We start from the raw sequence: 17318 nt of genomic DNA, 5'->3' as shown, positions 1-17318 counted from the left end.
TGTCTTCGATGGCTGGCCGGTTCTGTCGTCGGCAATACCTTCGTCCGTTGCCTGTATCTCAATCCCGGCGGTGCTTCGTGGCCATTCTCAAGTTGGTATTAAGCCTTTCATGTAGCGCAGGCGAATGCGCCCTAAGGACTAATACCTAGGGCGTAAATCGGCGGATCGGTTTCAGTGAAAGTCGTTGCAAATCAACGAGCGGAGTTTTCTACAGGGCAGGGCGGGGGTGGGGAGAAAACCTTGGATATAGTCGCAATTACAGGGGGGCCGTGATCGTTCCCATGCGCGTGGGAACGATCTTTAACGATCATCAGGTCAGCGGTTGCCAGTGGCCAAGCATGTGCTCCAGCTCCCCGGCGCCCACCAGACGCAAATCGCCACTCGACGCCGCCGCACTCGCCAGCAACGTCACCTCGCTGGGCAACCGCACCGGTTTGTGAAACTGCACGGCGATTTCGACATTCGCCGTCGGCAGATGCTCGGCCAGCGCCGCCAGCGTGCGCGCCTTGTTCCACAAACCATGGGCAATCGCCGTGGGAAAGCCGAACAGCTTGGCACTCGCGGCGCTGAGGTGGATCGGGTTGTAATCCCCTGAGACCTTGGCGTATTGCCGACCAATGTCTGCCGGCGCCTTCCAGTGCGCCACCTCAATCAGCTCCAGCGTCGCGGCCACTTCATCCCCGACCGGCTCGCCCTCAAGCTTGACCCCGCGACACAACATCCGGCTTTCAGCCTGCCACAACGTGCCCAATTGATCGTCCAGCGTGGTGATCAGATCGAACGTCGCACCTTTGGCGTGCGCTTGCAGGTTTTGCACCTGAACGCTGACCCGCGCACGGCTCACCGCGCCCATCGGTCGCAACACCCGAATCCGATTGCTCAGGTGAATCAGCCCCAACAACGGGAACGGAAACTCCTTGGCCGTGAGCAATTGCATCTGCAAGGCAAACGCCAGAATGTGCGGATAGGTCGGCGGCAGCAGTCCATCGTCGGCGAAACCGCAGACTTTGCGATAGGCCGCCAGGCGTTGCTGATCGACGTCAACCCAGCAGCGCAAACCCTGGTCGGGCAGCGTGGTGCCGGTGATTTTTCGCCGGGTCGCCGCGTGCACATACAGCGCGGACAGGCTCGGTTCGCGGTCGAGAGTTTGCCAGTCGATCGTCATCGCTACGCTCCCAAAACACTTTGTCCACAAACCCGCAGCGCCTGCCCGGTAAACGCGCCGGTGCCCGGTTGTGCGAGCCACGCCACGGCTTCGGCGACGTCTTGCGGCAAACCGCCCTGGCCCAGCGAACTCATGCGACGCCCGGCTTCGCGCAGGGCGAACGGAATGTGCGCGGTCATCTGGGTTTCGATAAACCCCGGCGCCACGGCGTTGATGCTGATCCCGCGTTCGTGCAGCAACGGCGCCCAGGACTCTGCCAAACCGATCAATCCGGCCTTGCTCGCGGCGTAATTGGTTTGCCCGCGATTGCCGGCAATGCCGCTGATCGAGGCCAGCAGAATCACCCGGCCGTTATCGCGCAGGGTCCCGGCGTCGAGCAGCGCTTTGGTCAGCACCTGCGGCGCATTGAGGTTGACCGCGAGCACCGCGTCCCAGAATTCCGGGGTCATGTTGGCCAGGGTTTTGTCGCGGGTGATGCCGGCGTTGTGCACGACGATATCGATGCCGTCCGGCAGGTGCTCGATCAACTGCGCGGCGGCGTCGTCGGCGCAAATATCCAGGGTGACGCTGCGCCCGCCGAGGCGTGCGGCGAGCGCTTCGAGGTCGGCTTTGGCCTGCGGCACATCCAGCAGAATCACCTCGGCGCCATCGCGGGCGAGGGTTTCGGCGATGGACGCGCCGATCCCGCGTGCGGCACCAGTGACCAGCGCTTTGCGCCCGGACAATGGCCGCGTCCAGTCTTCAACCGGCGTCGCGCACGCGCTCAGGCGAATCACCTGACCGGAAACAAACGCGCTTTTCGGCGAAAGGAAAAACCTCAGCGGGCCTTCCAGTTGATCCTCGGCACCGTCGCCGACATAGATCAACTGCAACGTGCCGCCGCCGCGCAATTCCTTGGCCAGCGAACGGCTGAAACCTTCCAGTGCGCGCTGGGCACTGGCGGCAAACGGGTCGCTGAGGTGTTGCGGATCACGTCCGAGAATCACCAGATGCGCGCTGTGATCGAGGTTTTTCATCAGCGGCTGGAAAAATTCGCGCAGTTGCTTGAGGTGTTCGGTTTGCAGCAGTTGGCTGGCATCAAACACCACGGCTTTGATTTTCGGGCCGTGGCCGGGAATCCACGCGGTGGCCAGGGACGGCTCGGTGCCGTAGCTGTAAATCGCGTCGGTCAGGCGGTTGGCGAAGGCGCCGACTTTTTCCGCCAGCGGTCCGCCGCCAAGCAGCAATGCGCCCTCGACGGGCCGCAGGCGCCCGGCTTGCCAGCGCTCCAGTCGAACCGGCGACGGCAAGCCGAGGGCCCCGACCAAACGATGGCCGACGGACGAATTGGCGAAGTCGATATAACGGTCTGACATGGAACGCTCTCCGATAGCTGGGGTTCAAAGTGTGGACCATGAATGGCGATCAGTCGTTCGATCCACGAGATAAGGCCTACGCTTGATCACCAATGATTGAGGTGTAGCAGGCCTTTCGGCGACATGCGGACCTTGTGGGAGGTGAGCTTGCTCGCGATGCAATGCAATGTGTCAGTCAGCGCAATTTTGTCTGGCAGACCGCCATCGCGAGCAAGCTCGGCTCCCACAAGGGTTTGGTTATAGGGTTTGGTTAATTTTCGGATTTTCACAAGGAGCTTTTCATGACTCAGCTGCGCCGCGTCGCGATTATTGGCGGTAACCGGATTCCCTTCGCCCGCTCCAACGGGCCATACGCCACCGCCAGTAACCAGGCGATGCTCACCGCAGCGCTCGAAGGTTTGATCGAACGCTACAACCTGCATGGCCTGCGCATTGGCGAAGTGGCGGCGGGGGCGGTGCTCAAGCATTCCCGCGATTTCAACCTGACCCGCGAGTGTGTGCTCGGCTCGCGGCTGTCGCCGACCACCCCGGCCTACGATATCCAGCAAGCGTGCGGCACCGGCCTTGAAGCGGCGTTGCTGGTGGCGAATAAAATCGCCCTCGGGCAGATCGATTGCGCAATTGCCGGCGGCGTCGACACCACGTCCGACGCGCCGATCGGCATCAACGAAGGCCTGCGACGGATTCTCCTGCAGGCCAATCGCGCGAAAACCACGGGCGACAAACTCAAGACCTTCCTGCAATTGCGCCCCGGCCATTTGATCCCCGAATTCCCGCGCAACGGCGAGCCGCGCACCGGGCTGTCGATGGGCGAGCATTGCGAGTTGATGGCGCAGACCTGGAATATCCCGCGCGACGAGCAGGATCAACTGGCGCTGGAAAGCCATCAGAAACTCGCGGCGTCCTATGCCGAAGGCTGGCACAACGATTTGATCACGCCGTTTCTCGGCCTCACGCGCGACAACAACCTGCGCCCGGACCTGACGCTGGAGAAGCTCGCTGCGCTGAAACCGGCGTTCGAGAAAAGTGCCAAAGGCACGATGACGGCGGGCAACTCGACGCCGCTCACCGATGGCGCGTCGCTGGTGTTGTTGGGCAGCGAAGAATGGGCGAAGGAACGCGGCTTGCCGATCCTCGCGTATCTGCGCGACGGCGAGGCGGCGGCGGTGGATTTCGTCAACGGCGCCGAAGGCCTGCTGATGGCGCCGGTGTATGCGGTGCCGCGCTTGTTGGCGCGCAACGGCCTGACGTTGCAGGACTTCGATTACTACGAAATCCATGAAGCCTTCGCCGCGCAGGTGCTGTGCACGTTGAAGGCCTGGGAAGACCCGCAATATTGCAAAACCCGCCTCGGCCTCGACGCGCCGCTGGGCTCGATCGACCGCAGCCGCCTCAACGTCAAAGGCAGTTCGCTGGCCGCCGGGCATCCATTCGCGGCAACGGGCGGGCGCATCGTCGCCAGCCTGGCGAAGCTGCTCGACGCGGCGGGCAAGGGCCGTGGCTTGATTTCGATCTGCGCGGCCGGCGGCCAAGGCGTCACCGCGATCATCGAGCGCTAAGCCTCAGCTCATGAATCGGCTGGATTAGTGGAGAACCTGTGGCGAGGGGGCTTGCCCCCGTTGGGTCGCGCAGCGGCCCAAGACCTTAATCCACGATGTGTCAGGTACACCGCGTGGAATGGTTTTACGACTGCTGCGCAGCCGAACGGGGGCAAGCCCCCTCGCCACACAAGCCTTCATGAAAGCCCGCTCACCCCACAAGCCCTCATACAAGCCCGCTCGCCACACAAGCCTCCTTATCAGAAGCTCCGTTGCCACCATGTTCTCTATGCCCGAGAGAAATTCGCCGGCAACGCAATTGTGTTTGTCAGCCAGGGTTGAGTTGGCCTAAGGTCGGCGTTATCTGCCGTCCTGCGACATAAGGCCTGTCAATGACGTCCAACGGACAAATCTCCCTCGAACGTTCGATCCCGGCAATCACTGCGCTGCCGCGTCCATTATTCGCGCGGGTCGAAAGCCTGAATGCCGGTTCATGGACGCCGCCGCATCGCCACGATTGGGTGCAATTTTCTTACGCCATCAGCGGCGTGCTCGGCGTGCACACCGCCGAGGGCAGTTTCTTCGCGCCGCCACAGTGGGGCATTTGGATTCCGGCGGATCTGGAGCATCAAGTCGTGACCTCGATGCGCGCCGAAATGCGCAGCCTGTATGTGCGCCGCGAAGATTGCGCGTGGGCCGACGGGCGTTGCCGGGTGCTCGAAGTGACGCCGCTGGCTCGCGAGCTGATCAAGAGCTTCTGCCAGTTGCCGGCGCAATACCCGCAGGGCGACAGCCAGGAAGCGCGGCTGGTCAATGTGCTGCTGGATCAATTGGCGAATTTGCCTGAAGTGGCGTTTTCCCTGCCGTTGCCCCGGCATGAACGGTTGCTCGGGTTGTGCAACGAACTGATTGAAAATCCCGATCAGCAGGTGACGTTGCAGGCGTGGGCGGGGCGTTTGGGCACGTCGGAGAAAACCCTGATGCGCTTGTTCCAGCGTGAAACCGGTTTGAGTTTTCGCGGTTGGCGCCAGCGGATGCGGCTGTTGTCCTCGCTGAGTTTGCTGGAGGAGGGCGACAGCGTGACCAACGCCGCGCTGGCGTGCGGGTACGACTCGACGTCAGCGTTTATTGCGGCATTTCGCGGATTGTTCGGGTTTACCCCAGGGGAATTGTTTCGCCAGTGAGGCAGCCTTCGCGGGCAAGCCTTGCTCCTACAGGGTTTGCGGTGATCGTTGCCACGCTCTGCGTGGCAACGATCAAGCGCTGTTTATTTTCAGGTCCGGAACCGTCGAACCAACCCATCCAGCTCGCTCGACAACCCGGCCAGACTCTGCGAATCCAGGCGCGCCGAGTTCGCCAGTTCCGCAACCAATTGCGCATCGCCATGAATCTGGCTGATGTGCCGGTTGATGTCCTCTGCGACTTGATGCTGCTCTTCCGCCGCCGTCGCAATCTGCGTGTTCATGTCGCGAATCACATCCACCGACTCACGAATCAGCCCGAAGCTGCTGCGCGCCTCACCGATCCGCGTTACCGATTGTTGCGACACTTGCAGACTCGCGTGCATTTGCTGCGTCACCTGGCTGGTGCGCTTGGCCAGGTTGCCGAGCAAACCGTCGATTTCCGCTGTCGAGTCGGCTGTACGTTTCGCCAGGGCGCGCACTTCATCCGCCACCACCGCGAACCCGCGGCCCTGCTCACCGGCGCGGGCCGCTTCGATCGCGGCGTTCAGCGCCAGCAAGTTGGTCTGCTCGGCAATCGAGCGAATGGTCCCCAGAATCGACTGAATGTCATTGCTGTCGCGTTCCAGTTGCTGCATCGACTGCGCCGACGATTCGATTTCCTGACTCAGACGATCAACGCTGCTCACCGCCGCATCAATCTGTTGCTGACCTTCGCGCGCCTGGCGCTGACCGCTGTCGGCCGACTCGGCAGCCTGGCTGCACGAACGCGCGACTTCGTTGGCGGTGGCGACCATTTCGTGGAACGCCGTGGACACCATGTCCACCGCTTCACGCTGGCGCCCGGCCGCTTCGGCCATGTCGCTGGAAACCTGGGTCGAGCTCTGCGAGGTGGCGAGAATCCTGTTCGCCGCACCGCCGATGCTTTGGATCAGGTTACGAATCGCCGAGAGGAACTGGTTGAACCAGTTGGCCAGTTGCGCGGTTTCGTCGCTGCCACGGATTTCGAGGTTTTTGGTCAAGTCGCCTTCGCCCTGGGCGATGCCTTCCAGACCGCTGGCGACGCTGCGGATCGGCCGCACGATGAGGCTGGCGAAACTGGCGCCGACAATCGCGAAAAACACCGCCAGCACCGCCGCGATGATCGCGATCAGCCAGGTCAGTTGGGTCGCCGAACTCATCACATCGTTCTGCTTGATCAGGCCGATAAAGGTCCAGCCCAGTTGCTCTGACGGCCAGACGTTGGCCATGTAGCGCTCGCCGTTGAGCTCGACTTCCACCAGACCTTTGCCGGCCTTGGCCAGTTGCGCATAACCTTCGCCGAGGCTGCCGAGTGCCTTGAAGTTGTGCTCCGGCATCTTCGGATCGACCAGAATGGTCCCGTTGTTTTCCAGCAACATCAGGTAACCGGTTTCGCCGAGTTTGATCTGTTTGACGATTTCCGTGAGCTGCTTGAGCGTCACGTCGATGCTGACCACGCCGCCGTTGGTGCCCAATTTGTTGTCGATGGTGCGCACGGTGCTGACGTAAGTCGCGTCATCCTGCGCCCAGTAATACGCTTCGGTACGAAACGGTTTGCCCGGTTTCGCTTGCGCGGCTTTGTACCAGGGACGCTGGCGCGGGTCGTAATTGTTGAGTTTGGCGTCGTCCGGCCACGACACATAGCCGCCAGCGGCTGTGCCGACGATGGCGTAGGCGTAGGACGGATGGCTGTTGCCCAGATCCTGCAAGACCGCGAAGACGTTTTTGTCCATCTCGCCTTGCGCAATGCTCTCGGCATTGGCCGCCATGTAGGTCTTGAGGCTGTCGTCGGTGTTTTTGATCAGCGGTTGCGACGCCAGGTAATCGACGTTCTGGCTGATGCCGTCGAAAAACAATTGCATCGCATTGCTGACCTGACGAATCTCACGGCCGCTGCTGTCGACAAAATTGTCCTTGGCATCGCTGCGCAAGTTCATCACCACGAGGGTGGCGACCAGCACCACGGGCAAGCAGGCGATGACGGCAAACGCCCAGGTCAACTTCTGTTTAATGTTCATCCGCGCTCCAGATTTTCTTGTAGGCCCACGCAGTGCAGATGACTCGCGGATTATTGGCAGGCGAAAACGGTGTTGCTCGAAACCTTGGCTTCGACTCGGCTCCCTGAGCGCGGCATGGTCTTTTTTTGTCGGAGACGATTGTCGGAAAAATCCTTTTCTCACTGAGGATTTCGGCTGCAATCGCCGTAAATTAAGCGCTCTGGCGAAAAAACCTACGAACGGCGAGGACGAAGATGTCAGCCTCTGTCGCCAATGCCTGCACATCCCTGCGCCAACAAATGGCGGCGTGTCGGCTATGATCTGCATCGGTCGTAATCGGCGCAGGGTTTGTCGGGTAAAACCGGCACATTGTGTGCTTCAGATTGTTGTTGGGAACGTTCATAGGTCGGCAACCCCTCCCCGAGGCGCGAGGATTGCCGTATAACGAATGACTTTCGCGTGTTTGGTAATAAAGGACCCACAATAAAAGCTGATGAAGACTCCAAAACGCATTGAACCCCTGATCGAGGACGGTCTGGTCGACGAGGTGCTGCGCCCACTCATGAGTGGTAAAGAAGCAGCTGTTTATGTGGTGCGCTGCGGTAACGAACTACGCTGCGCGAAGGTCTACAAGGAGGCGAATAAACGTAGTTTCCGCCAGGCGGCCGAGTACCAGGAAGGCCGCAAGGTGCGCAACAGCCGACAGGCGCGTGCGATGGCCAAGGGCTCCAAGTTCGGCAAGAAAGAAACCGAGGACGCCTGGCAGAACGCCGAAGTGGCGGCCCTGTTTCGTCTGGCCGGCGCCGGTGTGCGAGTGCCCAAGCCGTATGACTTCCTCGAAGGCGTACTGCTGATGGAACTGGTCGCCGACGAATATGGCGATGCCGCGCCGCGTCTGAACGACGTGGTGCTGGAACCGGATCAGGCCCGCGAATATCACGCGTTTTTGATCACCCAGATCGTACTGATGTTGTGTACCGGTCTGGTGCACGGTGACCTGTCGGAGTTCAACGTGCTGTTGACCCCGACCGGCCCGGTGATCATCGACCTGCCGCAAGCGGTGGATGCGGCGGGCAACAACCACGCGTTCACCATGCTCGAACGGGACGTCGGCAACATGGCTTCGTACTTCGGACGGTTTGCCCCGGAGTTGAAGAAGACCAAGTACGCCAAGGAAATGTGGGCGCTGTATGAAGCCGGCACCTTGCACCCGGCGAGCATCCTGACGGGTGAGTTCGACGAGCCGGAAGAACTGGCGGACGTCGGCGGCGTGATTCGCGAAATCGAGGCTGCACGCCTCGACGAAGAGCGCAAGCAAGCGGTACGCGCAGCTGACGACGCGCCACCGAGCAAAACCGAAGAACCGCCGCCACCCTGGATGCAGTGATCGGTTAAACAAAAACCCGGCTCCGGCCGGGTTTTTTGTCGGCGCCCCAAAACCCCATGCACCGAAGATCCCCTGTAGGAGCGAGCCTGCTCGCGATGCGGTGGGTCAGTTGATGAGATTTTGGATGTGCCGACGCTATCGCGAGCAGGCTCACTCCCACAGTGGATCAGGGTGAATGCAAGAGTGATGTCCACCGCGAAACCCCTGTAGGAGTGAGCCTGCTCGCGATGCGGTGGGTCAGTTGATGAGATGTTGGATGTGCCGACGCTATCGCGAGCAGGCTCACTCCCACAGTGGATCAGGGTGACTGCAAGAGTGATATCCACCGCCAAACCCCTGTAGGAGTGAGCCTGCTCGCGATGCGGTGGGTCAGTCGATGAGATTTTGGATGTGCGGACGCTATCGCGAGCAGGCTCACTCCCACAGTTGATGTGGGTGAATGCAGGAATGTCGTCCACCGCAGGACCCCTGTGGGAGCGAGCTTGATCTGGTCAAGTAATCCTGGACACCAATTACGGTTTTTTCACGCCGCCATTTTCTCCATGGCGACCGGTGACCGGTAATCGTTGTAGCTATGGAGCCTGAAGTTGTTGTAGCGCACCACGTAGCGCTGCAAATCAGCCCGGGCTTCATACTCCGAGCGGTAACCGGCTTCAGGCACCCACTCTGATTTCAGACTTCCAAAGAAACGCTCCATCGGGGCGTTATCCCAGCATTCGCCTTTACGACTCATGCTTTGCCGCAGTCCATTCGCCAGCAACTCATTCCTGAACTTATGGCTGGTGTACTGGCAGCCTTGATCGGAGTGAAACAGCACGTCTTTGGGTTTGCCTCGCAGCTCAACCGCCATCCGTAGGGCCTCGCAGGTCAGCTCCGCATCCGAGATCATCGAAAACGCCCAGCCCACGAGCCGGCGGGCAAACAGGTCCAGAACCGCTGCAAAATACATCCACCGCGTGCCGACCTTGATGTACGTCACGTCCGCGCACCACACTTGGTTGATCGCCGTGACATCAAACTCGCGCTTAAGCACGTGCGGCGCCACCAAGGCTTCAACGCCAGATGACTTGTATTTGTGACGCCGGCGCTGACGACTGACCACGCCGGCTTCTTGCATCAAGCTGCGAGCCATGTGCCTCCCGACGCGATGCCCCTTGGCTTGCAGCTCCCTGGAAAGGGTGCGCGCCCCCGCGGAAGCTCTGGATTCCTTGTGATGCTCGACCAGCATGGCTTTGAGTTTCTCCCGCTCAGGGTTCACCTTGCCTTGGCGCTGACGCCAGGCATAAAAACTGCTTCGGCTGACTTCAAACACCCGGCAGCAGTCGTTAACGCCGTATCGCTCACCCAGCTCATTGATCAGTGAGAATGATCTTTGGCGTCCAAAAGCAGGAGAGCACTGGCCTTTTTTAGGATTTCGATATCCCGGTCTTTTTGCCTGAGCAAGGCTTTGAGTTCCTGAATTTCTCGCTGGTCAGCCGTGATCGCTTTGGCTCCCACCGGGGTCGAACCCTGGCGTTCTTTACGCACCTGATCGACCCAGCGACGCAAGGCGGTAGGGCCAATATCTAAACTGGCGCAAACCTCGGGAACCGATATCCCCTCATCCAGCACCATGCCAGCAGCCTTGAGTTTGAACTCAGTTGAATAAGAATTACGCATATCCAAAAACACCTCAGATTTGGGCGCCATCATAGCGCCCGATTGAAGTGTCCAAAATCATTAGGCCAGTTCAGCTTGCTCGCGATAGCGGTGGCTCAGTTGATGAGATTTTGGATGTGCCGACGCTATCGCGAGCAAGCTCGCTCCCACAGTGGATGGCGGGTGTTCCCAGCAATGCTGTCCTCGCACATACTGATGCCCCTCGAAATACCCCCCACACTCAAGGACTGAATGTGAATTCCAGCCGCAACACCCACCTCATCATCACTGCCCGGCTGATTTCCGATTTCGGCGCGTTCCTCAACATGGTTGCCTTGGCGACTTACGTCTATGTGCTGAGCAACAGTGCGATCAGCGTGGCGATTTTCCTCGCCAGCCGCGTTGCCGGCGGCATCCTTGCCAGTCTGATCGGCACACCGTTCTACCGCCGGGTTTCCGGGCGTCTGCCGCTGATTGCCTTTGATTTGTTGCGCGCCAGTGTCCTCGGCCTGCTGCTGATCCTGCCCGTCTCGCAGCAAGCATTGATGCTGCCAGTGATCGCGTTTGGCCTGGGCCTGGGCAATTCGATGTTCGCCATCGGCCTCAACAGCCAACTGCCGAACCTGATCGACAGCCAACATCTGCTCAAAGCCAATGCCTGGATCACTTCAGCGGCGTCGATTGCGATGGTCGCGGGCAGCCTGGTGGCGGGGTTGGTGGTGGCTGCGTTTGGTTTTGAAGCAGTGTTCGCGCTCAACGCCATTACCTATTTACTGGCCGCGCTGTTGATCGTGCCGCTACGTTTTCGCCCCGCCGCAGCGCCAGTCAAACCGGCCAATCAACGCGGCGAGTGGTCGGCGCTGCGCCAAGGTTTGCGCTCGGCGCCGGTGCTGGCGGCGATGCTTGTGGTGTCGATGGCCGACACCCTCGGCAGCGCCGCGCACAACGTCGGGTTTCCGATTATTTCCAAACTGCTGACGCCTGAATCGGCCAGCACCACGTTGGGGTTGATGCTCGTGGTCTGGGCCAGCGGCAAGCTGATTGGCGCGCGAATCGCCAGTCGCATGAAAGGCTCGGACAACATCAATCTGCAACGGCGTTTTTTTTACGGCGTGCTGCTGATGTCCTGCGGTTTCATCATGATGTTCCAGCAGCAGACGCTGTACGGCTTGCTGCTGTTTTCGTTGCCGGCGGGGCTCGGCGATGGCTTTTCCGAAGTCGGCCTGATGTCGCGTCTGCAACGCGAACCGGATCACCTGCGCCTGCCGATTTTCAGTTTCCTGACCCTGCTGCAAATGACCGGGTTCGGCATCGGCATGCTGATCGCCGCGCCATTTTACGCGTGGTGGACGCCCGGCGCGGTGGTGCTGTTGTTCCACGGCATTCCGCTGGGCACCTTGCTGCTGGTCAAGGTGTTGTCCCTCAGACGCGCGCAGGTTCGGCGCAGCAGCCCGACGCCAGTTCCTTGAGGATCGGGCAGTCCGGGCGGTGGTCGCCCTGGCAGTGTTCCACCAGATCTTGCAAGGTGTCGCGCAACTGGCCAAGTTCGCGGATCTTCTGGTTCAACTCGTCGATGTGCTGACGCGCCAGGGCCTTCACATCGGCGCTGGCGCGTTGGCGGTCCTGCCAGAGGGTCAGCAACTTGCCGACCTCTTCAAGAGAAAACCCCAGATCCCGCGAACGCTTGATAAACGCCAGCGTATGCAAGTCGTCATCGCCGTACACCCGATAGCCGCTGTCGGTGCGATGGGCGGCCTTGAGCAGGCCGATCGACTCGTAATAACGGATCATCTTCGCGCTCAGGCCACTGTGGCGGGCTGCTTGGCCGATGTTCATCAGTTGTCCTCCAGGTCCTTGGGTTTCCAGGTTTTCAACAGTAGCGCATTGCTCACCACGCTGACGCTCGACAGCGCCATCGCCGCGCCCGCCAGCACCGGGTTGAGAAAACCGAATGCCGCCAGCGGAATGCCAATCAGGTTATAGACGAACGCCCAAAACAGATTCTGGCGGATTTTCGCGTAAGTCTTGCGGCTGATCTCCAGCGCCGCCGGCACCAGCCGTGGGTCGCCGCGCATCAGCGTAATACCGGCCGCGTGCATTGCCACGTCGGTGCCGCCGCCCATGGCAATGCCGATGTCTGCGGCGGCCAGCGCCGGGGCGTCGTTGATGCCGTCGCCGACCATGGCCACCACGCCGGTTTTCTTCAGTTCGGCGACGGTCGCGGCTTTGTCGGCCGGCAACACTTCGGCGTGCACGTCGGTGATGCCCAGCGCCTCGGCGACGACTTTGGCGCTGCCACGGTTATCGCCGGTCAACAGGTGGCTGCTGATGTGGCGCGCGGTGAGTTGCTGCACCGCTTGCAGCGCGCCGGGTTTGAGCGTGTCGCCGAAAGCGAACAGCCCGAGCACGCGCGGTTCGGGACTTTGCTCGATCAGCCACGACAGCGTCCGACCTTCGGTTTCCCAAGCGCTGGCGGCGTCGGCCAAGGGACCTGCACTCAACGTGGTTTCTTCAAGCAGACGCCGATTGCCCAGCGCCAGGCGCCGCCCCGCAAGCGTGCCGGCAATGCCGCGGCCGGTCAGCGATTGGCTGTCGCTGACATCGGCGACGTGCAAGTTGCGTTCGGCGCAAGCATCGAGAACTGCCTTGGCCAACGGATGTTCACTGCCGCGTTGCAGGGCGCCGGCGATTTGCAGCAGCGCCGCTTCGTCGCCGTCCAGCGCAGTCAAATGCGCAATGCGCGGCGCGCCGGAGGTCAGCGTTCCGGTTTTGTCGAACACTACGGCGCTGACTTCATGGGCGCGTTCCAGTGCTTCGGCGTCCTTGATCAAAATGCCGTAGCGCGCCGCGACCCCGGTGCCGGCCATGATTGCGGTCGGCGTGGCCAGGCCCAGGGCGCAAGGGCAGGCGATCACCAGCACCGCGACCGCGTTGATCAGCGCGGTTTCAATCGGCGCGCCGTACAGCCACCAGCCGAGCAAGGTTGCCAGTGCAATCAGCAACACCGTCGGCACGAACACCTGGCTGACTTTATCCACCAGTTTCTGGATCGGCGCTTTCGCTGCTTGGGCGTCTTCGACCAGGCGAATGATCCGCGCCAGCACGGTTTCCGCGCCGAGCGCCAAGGTCCGTACCAGCAAGCGGCCTTCACCGTTGATCGCGCCGCCGGTGACTTTGTCGCCGGGTTGTTTCGGCACTGGCAGGCTTTCGCCGCTGATCAGCGCTTCGTCGGCGTGGCTCTGGCCTTCGACCACTTCACCGTCGACCGGGAAACGCTCGCCGGGTTTGACCATGACCAGATCGTTGAGGCGCAGGGCGCTGATCGCCACGTCCTGCTCGCGACCGTCGATGACTTGAATCGCGCGTTCCGGGCGTAACGCTTCGAGGGCACGAATGGCGCTGGCCGTCTGGCGTTTGGCGCGGCTTTCGAGGTATTTGCCCAGAAGCACCAGTGCGATTACTACCGCCGATGCTTCGAAATACAGGTGCGGCATGCGTCCGGCGGCGGTCGCCCATTCGTACAGGCTCAAGCCATAACCGGCGCTGGTGCCGAGGGCCACGAGCAAATCCATGTTGCCGGCACCGGCGCGCACGGCTTTCCATGCCGCGACGTAGAACCGCGCGCCGAAGATAAATTGCACCGGTGTGGCCAGCGCAAATTGCGCCCAGGCCGGCAGCATCCAGTGCATGCCGAACGGCTGGAGGAGCATCGGCAACACCAGCGGCAACGCGAGGGCGATGGCCATGATCAGCACCAGCCGCTCGCGGTGCAGGCGCTGTTGTTGGTCGTCGGTGGCTGGATGGTCGACTTCAAAGAGGCTGGCCGAGTAGCCGGCCTTGGTGACGGCGGCGATGAGGATCTGCGGGTCGATGTGGCCGAGCAGTTCGAGGTGCGCGCGTTCGTTGGCGAGGTTGACGCTGACGCTGCTGACGCCCGGCACTTTGCGCAATGCGCGCTCGACGCGGCCGACGCAGGACGCGCAGGTCATGCCGTCGATGCTCAATTGCAGACTGTGCTGCGGCACGCTGTAACCGGCTTGCTCAACCGCCTTCATCAACGCCTGCAGGCTGTCGCTGGGAGCCTGGATGCGCGCCTGTTCGGTGGCGAGGTTGACGCTGACGGCGCTGGCGCCGATGACTTTGCTCAACGCGCGCTCGACACGGCCGGCGCAACTGGCGCAGGTCATGCCGGCAATCGGCAGGTCGAAAGTGGTGGATTCGGACATCGGTCGCGCTCCCTGTAGAAAGTGCCGACAGGATCAACCTTGCCATGCGGGCAAGGTCAAGCGCCAATTTGGCTATCACCAAAATCTAACGGCGGGAACGGGCTGGTGTGGCAACGGGCTGGCGCTGCAACGGGCTGGTGTGGCGAGGGCTGTTGTGGCGAGGGGGCTTGCCCCCGTCAGGTCGCGAAGCGGCCCAAACCCTGCAGCCGCGATGTATCAGATAGGTCTGGGGGGCTGCTTTTACGGCTGCTTCGCAACCGGACGGGGGCAAGCCCCCTCGCCACAGAATCATGCTGACAGGAGGGCAAGCCCCCTCGCCACGGGATCGCGCTGACAGGGGATTCGAGGTCAGTATTCGAGGGCGGCGGGTTTCAGGAACATGCCTTCCAGTGACATGGCGATGCGGTACTTCAGCACGTCGCCGGCCTTCAGCGTGATGATTTGCGAGCCCGGCGCCAACATCCCCGCTTTGCACTCTGGCGTCTGCCCCGGCAATAGCTTCAGGCGCAAAGACACCGGGCCTGGCGGCAAGTTAAAGGAGGTGCTCTGTTCCTGGAACAGCCGCGCCGCCAGTTGGTCCTGGAGGTACACGCCGATTTCGCAGGAGGTCGCCACTTCCAGGCGCTCGCGGGAAATGATCAGGACGCCGTAATCTTCCCCGGCGGCGTTGGCCGAGGGCAGGGCGGCGAAAAGGCTGAGGAAGCCAAACAGGCTGAGAGCTGACCAGCGCATGACTGAATCTCCTGAGGTCGAGTCATTAATGAACGCAGCTTGGCCGAGCACGCCGCCGAATGCCAGCCCGGCAGATGATTGCAGAACTTGACCTTGCCATGGTGGCAGGGTCGAGACTGCCCGCACTGTCAATCAAAAGCCTCACTGAAGGAGTCATCCCATGCAAGTGTTCAACGTTCAAGGCATGTCCTGCGGCCACTGCGTCAAAGCCATCACTCAAGCACTGCAAGCGAAGGATCCGGCGGCCAGCGTTCGGGTTGACCTGGCGGCTAAAGAAGTCGGCGTTGAAAGCGCGTTGACCAGCGACCAGGTCATCGCCGCCATCACCGAAGAAGGCTACGACGCCAAAATCGCCTGAAGCCATCTCCCTGTGGGAGCGCGCTTTTGTGGCGAGGGGGCTTGCCCCCGTTGGGTCGCGAAGCGGCCCCCTGCGTCTTTCAGTTGGACCGGGCTGTCTGGATTGACGACTGCTTCGCAGCCGAACGGGGGCAAGCCCCCTCGCCACAAAAGCGCGGTCCCACGTTGGTTTTGCATTCATCCAAGGGTTTTTAATAGTTAGCGACCTATCGGAATGTTCAAGGCCTCCTCACGCAGCTAGACTGTCGAGCCTGCCGACCCACGCTCAATGGATGCCTGATGAACTTCCGTACCATTCTGATTCTTGGCGCCCTGACCGCTTTTGGTCCGCTGGCGATCGATTTCTATTTGCCGGCCTTCCCGGCGATGGCGCTGGCGTTCGGCACTGACGAAAAACACGTGCAAATGACCCTCGCCGCGTACTTCCTCGGCTTGTCGATCGGCCAGTTGCTCTACGGCCCGGTGGCGGATCGGTTCGGGCGGCGTATTCCGCTGCTCACCGGGGTCGGCCTGTTCACTGCGGCTTCGCTGGCCTGTGCATTTGCGCCGAACCTCGAATGGCTGATCGGCGCGCGGTTCGTCCAGGCGCTGGGCGGCTGCGCGGGGATGGTCATCTCGCGGGCGGTGGTCAGTGATAAATGCGATGCGGTGGGCTCGGCAAGAGTCTTTTCGCAACTGATGCTGGTGATGGGCCTGGCGCCGATCCTCGCGCCGATGCTCGGCGGATTGCTGGTCAACACCACCGGCTGGCAGTCGATCTTCCTTGTGCTCACCGGTTTCAGCGCCCTGGCTGCGGTGGCCGTGGCGCTCGGCTTGCCGGAAAGCTTGCCGGACTCGGTGCCGCGCCAACCGTTGTCCGGCGCCTTGCGCCAATACGGCCGCTTGATCGCTGACCCGATCTACCTCGGCCACGCGCTGACGGGCGGTCTCGCCGTCGCCGGAATGTTTGCCTACATCGCCGGCTCACCTTTCGTTTTCATCAAACTCTACGGCGTCCCGGCCGAGCATTTCGGCTGGCTGTTCGGCACCAACGCGGCGGGGTTCATTCTGGTGGCGCAGGTCAACGCGCGGATGCTGGCCAAGCGCGGCCCGGCGTTTCTGCTGGCGCGCACCGTGTGGATTTACCTGGCGGCGGGCCTGTCGTTGCTGGCGGTCAGCTCGCTGCACACGGAACAACTGTGGCCATTGCTGATCCCGTTGTTTGTTTGCATTGCCAGCCTCGGTTGCATCCTGCCGAACGCCTCGGCTTGCGCGATGAACGGGCAGGGCGCCCGGGCCGGCAGTGCCTCGGCGTTGCTCGGTTGCCTGCAATTCAGCGTCGCCGCCGGAGCGGCAACTTTGGTCGGGTTGTTGCACGACGGCACGGCCATGCCGATGGCGATGGTCATCAGTCTGTGCGGGATTCTGGTGGTGAGCGCGGCGATGCTCACCCGTCGTTTGCAAAATGCCCGGGCGTTGGCCCAAGCCAAGGCTTGATCGCGAACTCAGCCAGCGGCGCGCTGCTGGCGATCGGGGAATTGATGCGGGGCTTGCAGGCGCGCTTCGAGGGTGCGGGTGAAAGCCCGGGCCTCGGCTTCGCTGCGGAAAGTGACGGCATGTTGGTCGAGACGGACCTGCCACTGGGATGTTGCCACTTCTTTTATCAGGATCTTCATTGCTGACCTCCTTAAGTAAAAGACTGTGTCGCAGAGGCCTCGATTGTAGACCCGAATAAGTGCGCA

The 17318-nt window shown here is 61.5% G+C and carries 14 protein-coding genes and 2 pseudogenes; 6 read left to right on the top strand and 10 right to left on the bottom strand.

Annotated elements, in window-relative coordinates; genetic code table 11:
• Nucleotides 1-310: 310 nt before the first annotated feature.
• Complete coding sequence (locus BLU01_RS09300; RefSeq protein WP_092273805.1) at nucleotides 311-1165, bottom strand: MaoC family dehydratase; 855 nt, start codon at nucleotides 1163-1165, stop codon at nucleotides 311-313.
• Between the two features lie 2 nt (nucleotides 1166-1167).
• The gene (locus BLU01_RS09295; protein WP_092273801.1) at nucleotides 1168-2520 is read right to left on the bottom strand and encodes a 3-oxoacyl-ACP reductase; all 1353 of its coding nucleotides are present in this window, start codon (nucleotides 2518-2520) and stop codon (nucleotides 1168-1170) included.
• A gap of 281 nt (nucleotides 2521-2801) precedes the next feature.
• Between BLU01_RS09295 and BLU01_RS09290 the strand changes: the two genes are divergently transcribed.
• A complete protein-coding gene (locus BLU01_RS09290) occupies nucleotides 2802-4079 on the top strand; it encodes an acetyl-CoA C-acetyltransferase (protein WP_092273798.1) in 1278 nt (425 codons plus the stop codon).
• Nucleotides 4080-4450: 371 nt separating this feature from the next.
• Nucleotides 4451-5242 (top strand): AraC family transcriptional regulator, encoded by a 792-nt coding sequence (locus BLU01_RS09285; RefSeq protein WP_092273795.1) that lies wholly within the window; start codon nucleotides 4451-4453, stop codon nucleotides 5240-5242.
• A gap of 89 nt (nucleotides 5243-5331) precedes the next feature.
• On the opposite strand, the pseudogene BLU01_RS28275 reads toward BLU01_RS09285, so the two are convergent.
• Both BLU01_RS28275 and BLU01_RS28270 read right to left on the bottom strand, forming a co-directional pair.
• A pseudogene (locus tag BLU01_RS28275) lies at nucleotides 5332-5928 on the bottom strand (methyl-accepting chemotaxis protein); the annotation flags it as partial.
• A gap of 261 nt (nucleotides 5929-6189) precedes the next feature.
• Nucleotides 6190-7122, bottom strand: a pseudogene (locus BLU01_RS28270) (cache domain-containing protein); the annotation flags it as partial.
• A gap of 628 nt (nucleotides 7123-7750) precedes the next feature.
• Between BLU01_RS28270 and BLU01_RS09275 the strand changes: the two are divergent.
• Nucleotides 7751-8644 (top strand): PA4780 family RIO1-like protein kinase, encoded by an 894-nt coding sequence (locus BLU01_RS09275; protein WP_092273789.1) that lies wholly within the window; start codon nucleotides 7751-7753, stop codon nucleotides 8642-8644.
• 523 nt (nucleotides 8645-9167) lie between these two features.
• On the opposite strand, the gene BLU01_RS09270 is transcribed toward BLU01_RS09275, so the two are convergent.
• Entirely contained in the window at nucleotides 9168-9992 is an 825-nt protein-coding gene (locus tag BLU01_RS09270) for an IS3 family transposase (RefSeq protein ID WP_231987161.1), read from the bottom strand.
• 8 nt (nucleotides 9993-10000) lie between these two features.
• On the bottom strand, nucleotides 10001-10303 hold the full coding sequence (locus BLU01_RS27975) for a transposase (RefSeq protein WP_231987094.1): 303 nt from the start codon (nucleotides 10301-10303) through the stop codon (nucleotides 10001-10003).
• Between the two features lie 233 nt (nucleotides 10304-10536).
• On the opposite strand from BLU01_RS27975, the gene BLU01_RS09265 reads away from it, so the two are divergent.
• Nucleotides 10537-11751: an MFS transporter gene (locus tag BLU01_RS09265; protein WP_092273786.1), complete on the top strand. Its 1215-nt coding sequence runs from the start codon at nucleotides 10537-10539 to the stop codon at nucleotides 11749-11751.
• Here the strand turns inward: BLU01_RS09265 and cueR are convergent.
• From cueR to BLU01_RS09250, 3 genes are all read right to left on the bottom strand, one after another.
• Nucleotides 11705-12118 carry a Cu(I)-responsive transcriptional regulator gene (gene cueR, locus BLU01_RS09260; protein ID WP_092273783.1) on the bottom strand — a complete coding sequence of 138 codons (414 nt, stop codon included), beginning with the start codon at nucleotides 12116-12118 and terminating at the stop codon, nucleotides 11705-11707. The genes BLU01_RS09265 and cueR overlap by 47 nt on opposite strands.
• Nucleotides 12118-14508 carry a heavy metal translocating P-type ATPase gene (locus tag BLU01_RS09255; RefSeq protein ID WP_092273780.1) on the bottom strand — a complete coding sequence of 797 codons (2391 nt, stop codon included), beginning with the start codon at nucleotides 14506-14508 and terminating at the stop codon, nucleotides 12118-12120. Before BLU01_RS09255 ends, cueR begins: the two co-directional genes overlap by 1 nt.
• A gap of 348 nt (nucleotides 14509-14856) precedes the next feature.
• The gene (locus BLU01_RS09250; protein WP_092273776.1) at nucleotides 14857-15240 is read right to left on the bottom strand and encodes a hypothetical protein; all 384 of its coding nucleotides are present in this window, start codon (nucleotides 15238-15240) and stop codon (nucleotides 14857-14859) included.
• 160 nt (nucleotides 15241-15400) lie between these two features.
• Here BLU01_RS09250 and BLU01_RS09245 point away from each other — a divergent pair, with 160 nt between their 5' ends.
• Entirely contained in the window at nucleotides 15401-15598 is a 198-nt protein-coding gene (locus BLU01_RS09245; RefSeq protein ID WP_092273773.1) for a cation transporter, read from the top strand.
• Between the two features lie 278 nt (nucleotides 15599-15876).
• Nucleotides 15877-17073: a multidrug effflux MFS transporter gene (locus tag BLU01_RS09240; RefSeq protein WP_092273769.1), complete on the top strand. Its 1197-nt coding sequence runs from the start codon at nucleotides 15877-15879 to the stop codon at nucleotides 17071-17073.
• An 8-nt stretch (nucleotides 17074-17081) separates the two neighbouring features.
• Here the strand turns inward: BLU01_RS09240 and BLU01_RS27760 are convergent, their stop codons facing one another.
• Complete coding sequence (locus BLU01_RS27760; RefSeq protein ID WP_167370424.1) at nucleotides 17082-17252, bottom strand: hypothetical protein; 171 nt, start codon at nucleotides 17250-17252, stop codon at nucleotides 17082-17084.
• Between the last annotated feature and the right edge of the window lie 66 nt (nucleotides 17253-17318).

Origin of the sequence: Pseudomonas prosekii, assembly GCF_900105155.1 — a bacterium.
Classification (GTDB): Bacteria; Pseudomonadota; Gammaproteobacteria; order Pseudomonadales; family Pseudomonadaceae; genus Aquipseudomonas; species Aquipseudomonas prosekii.
The sequence above is the reverse complement of the archived record's forward strand: the minus strand, read 5'-3'. Positions and strand labels throughout refer to the sequence as shown.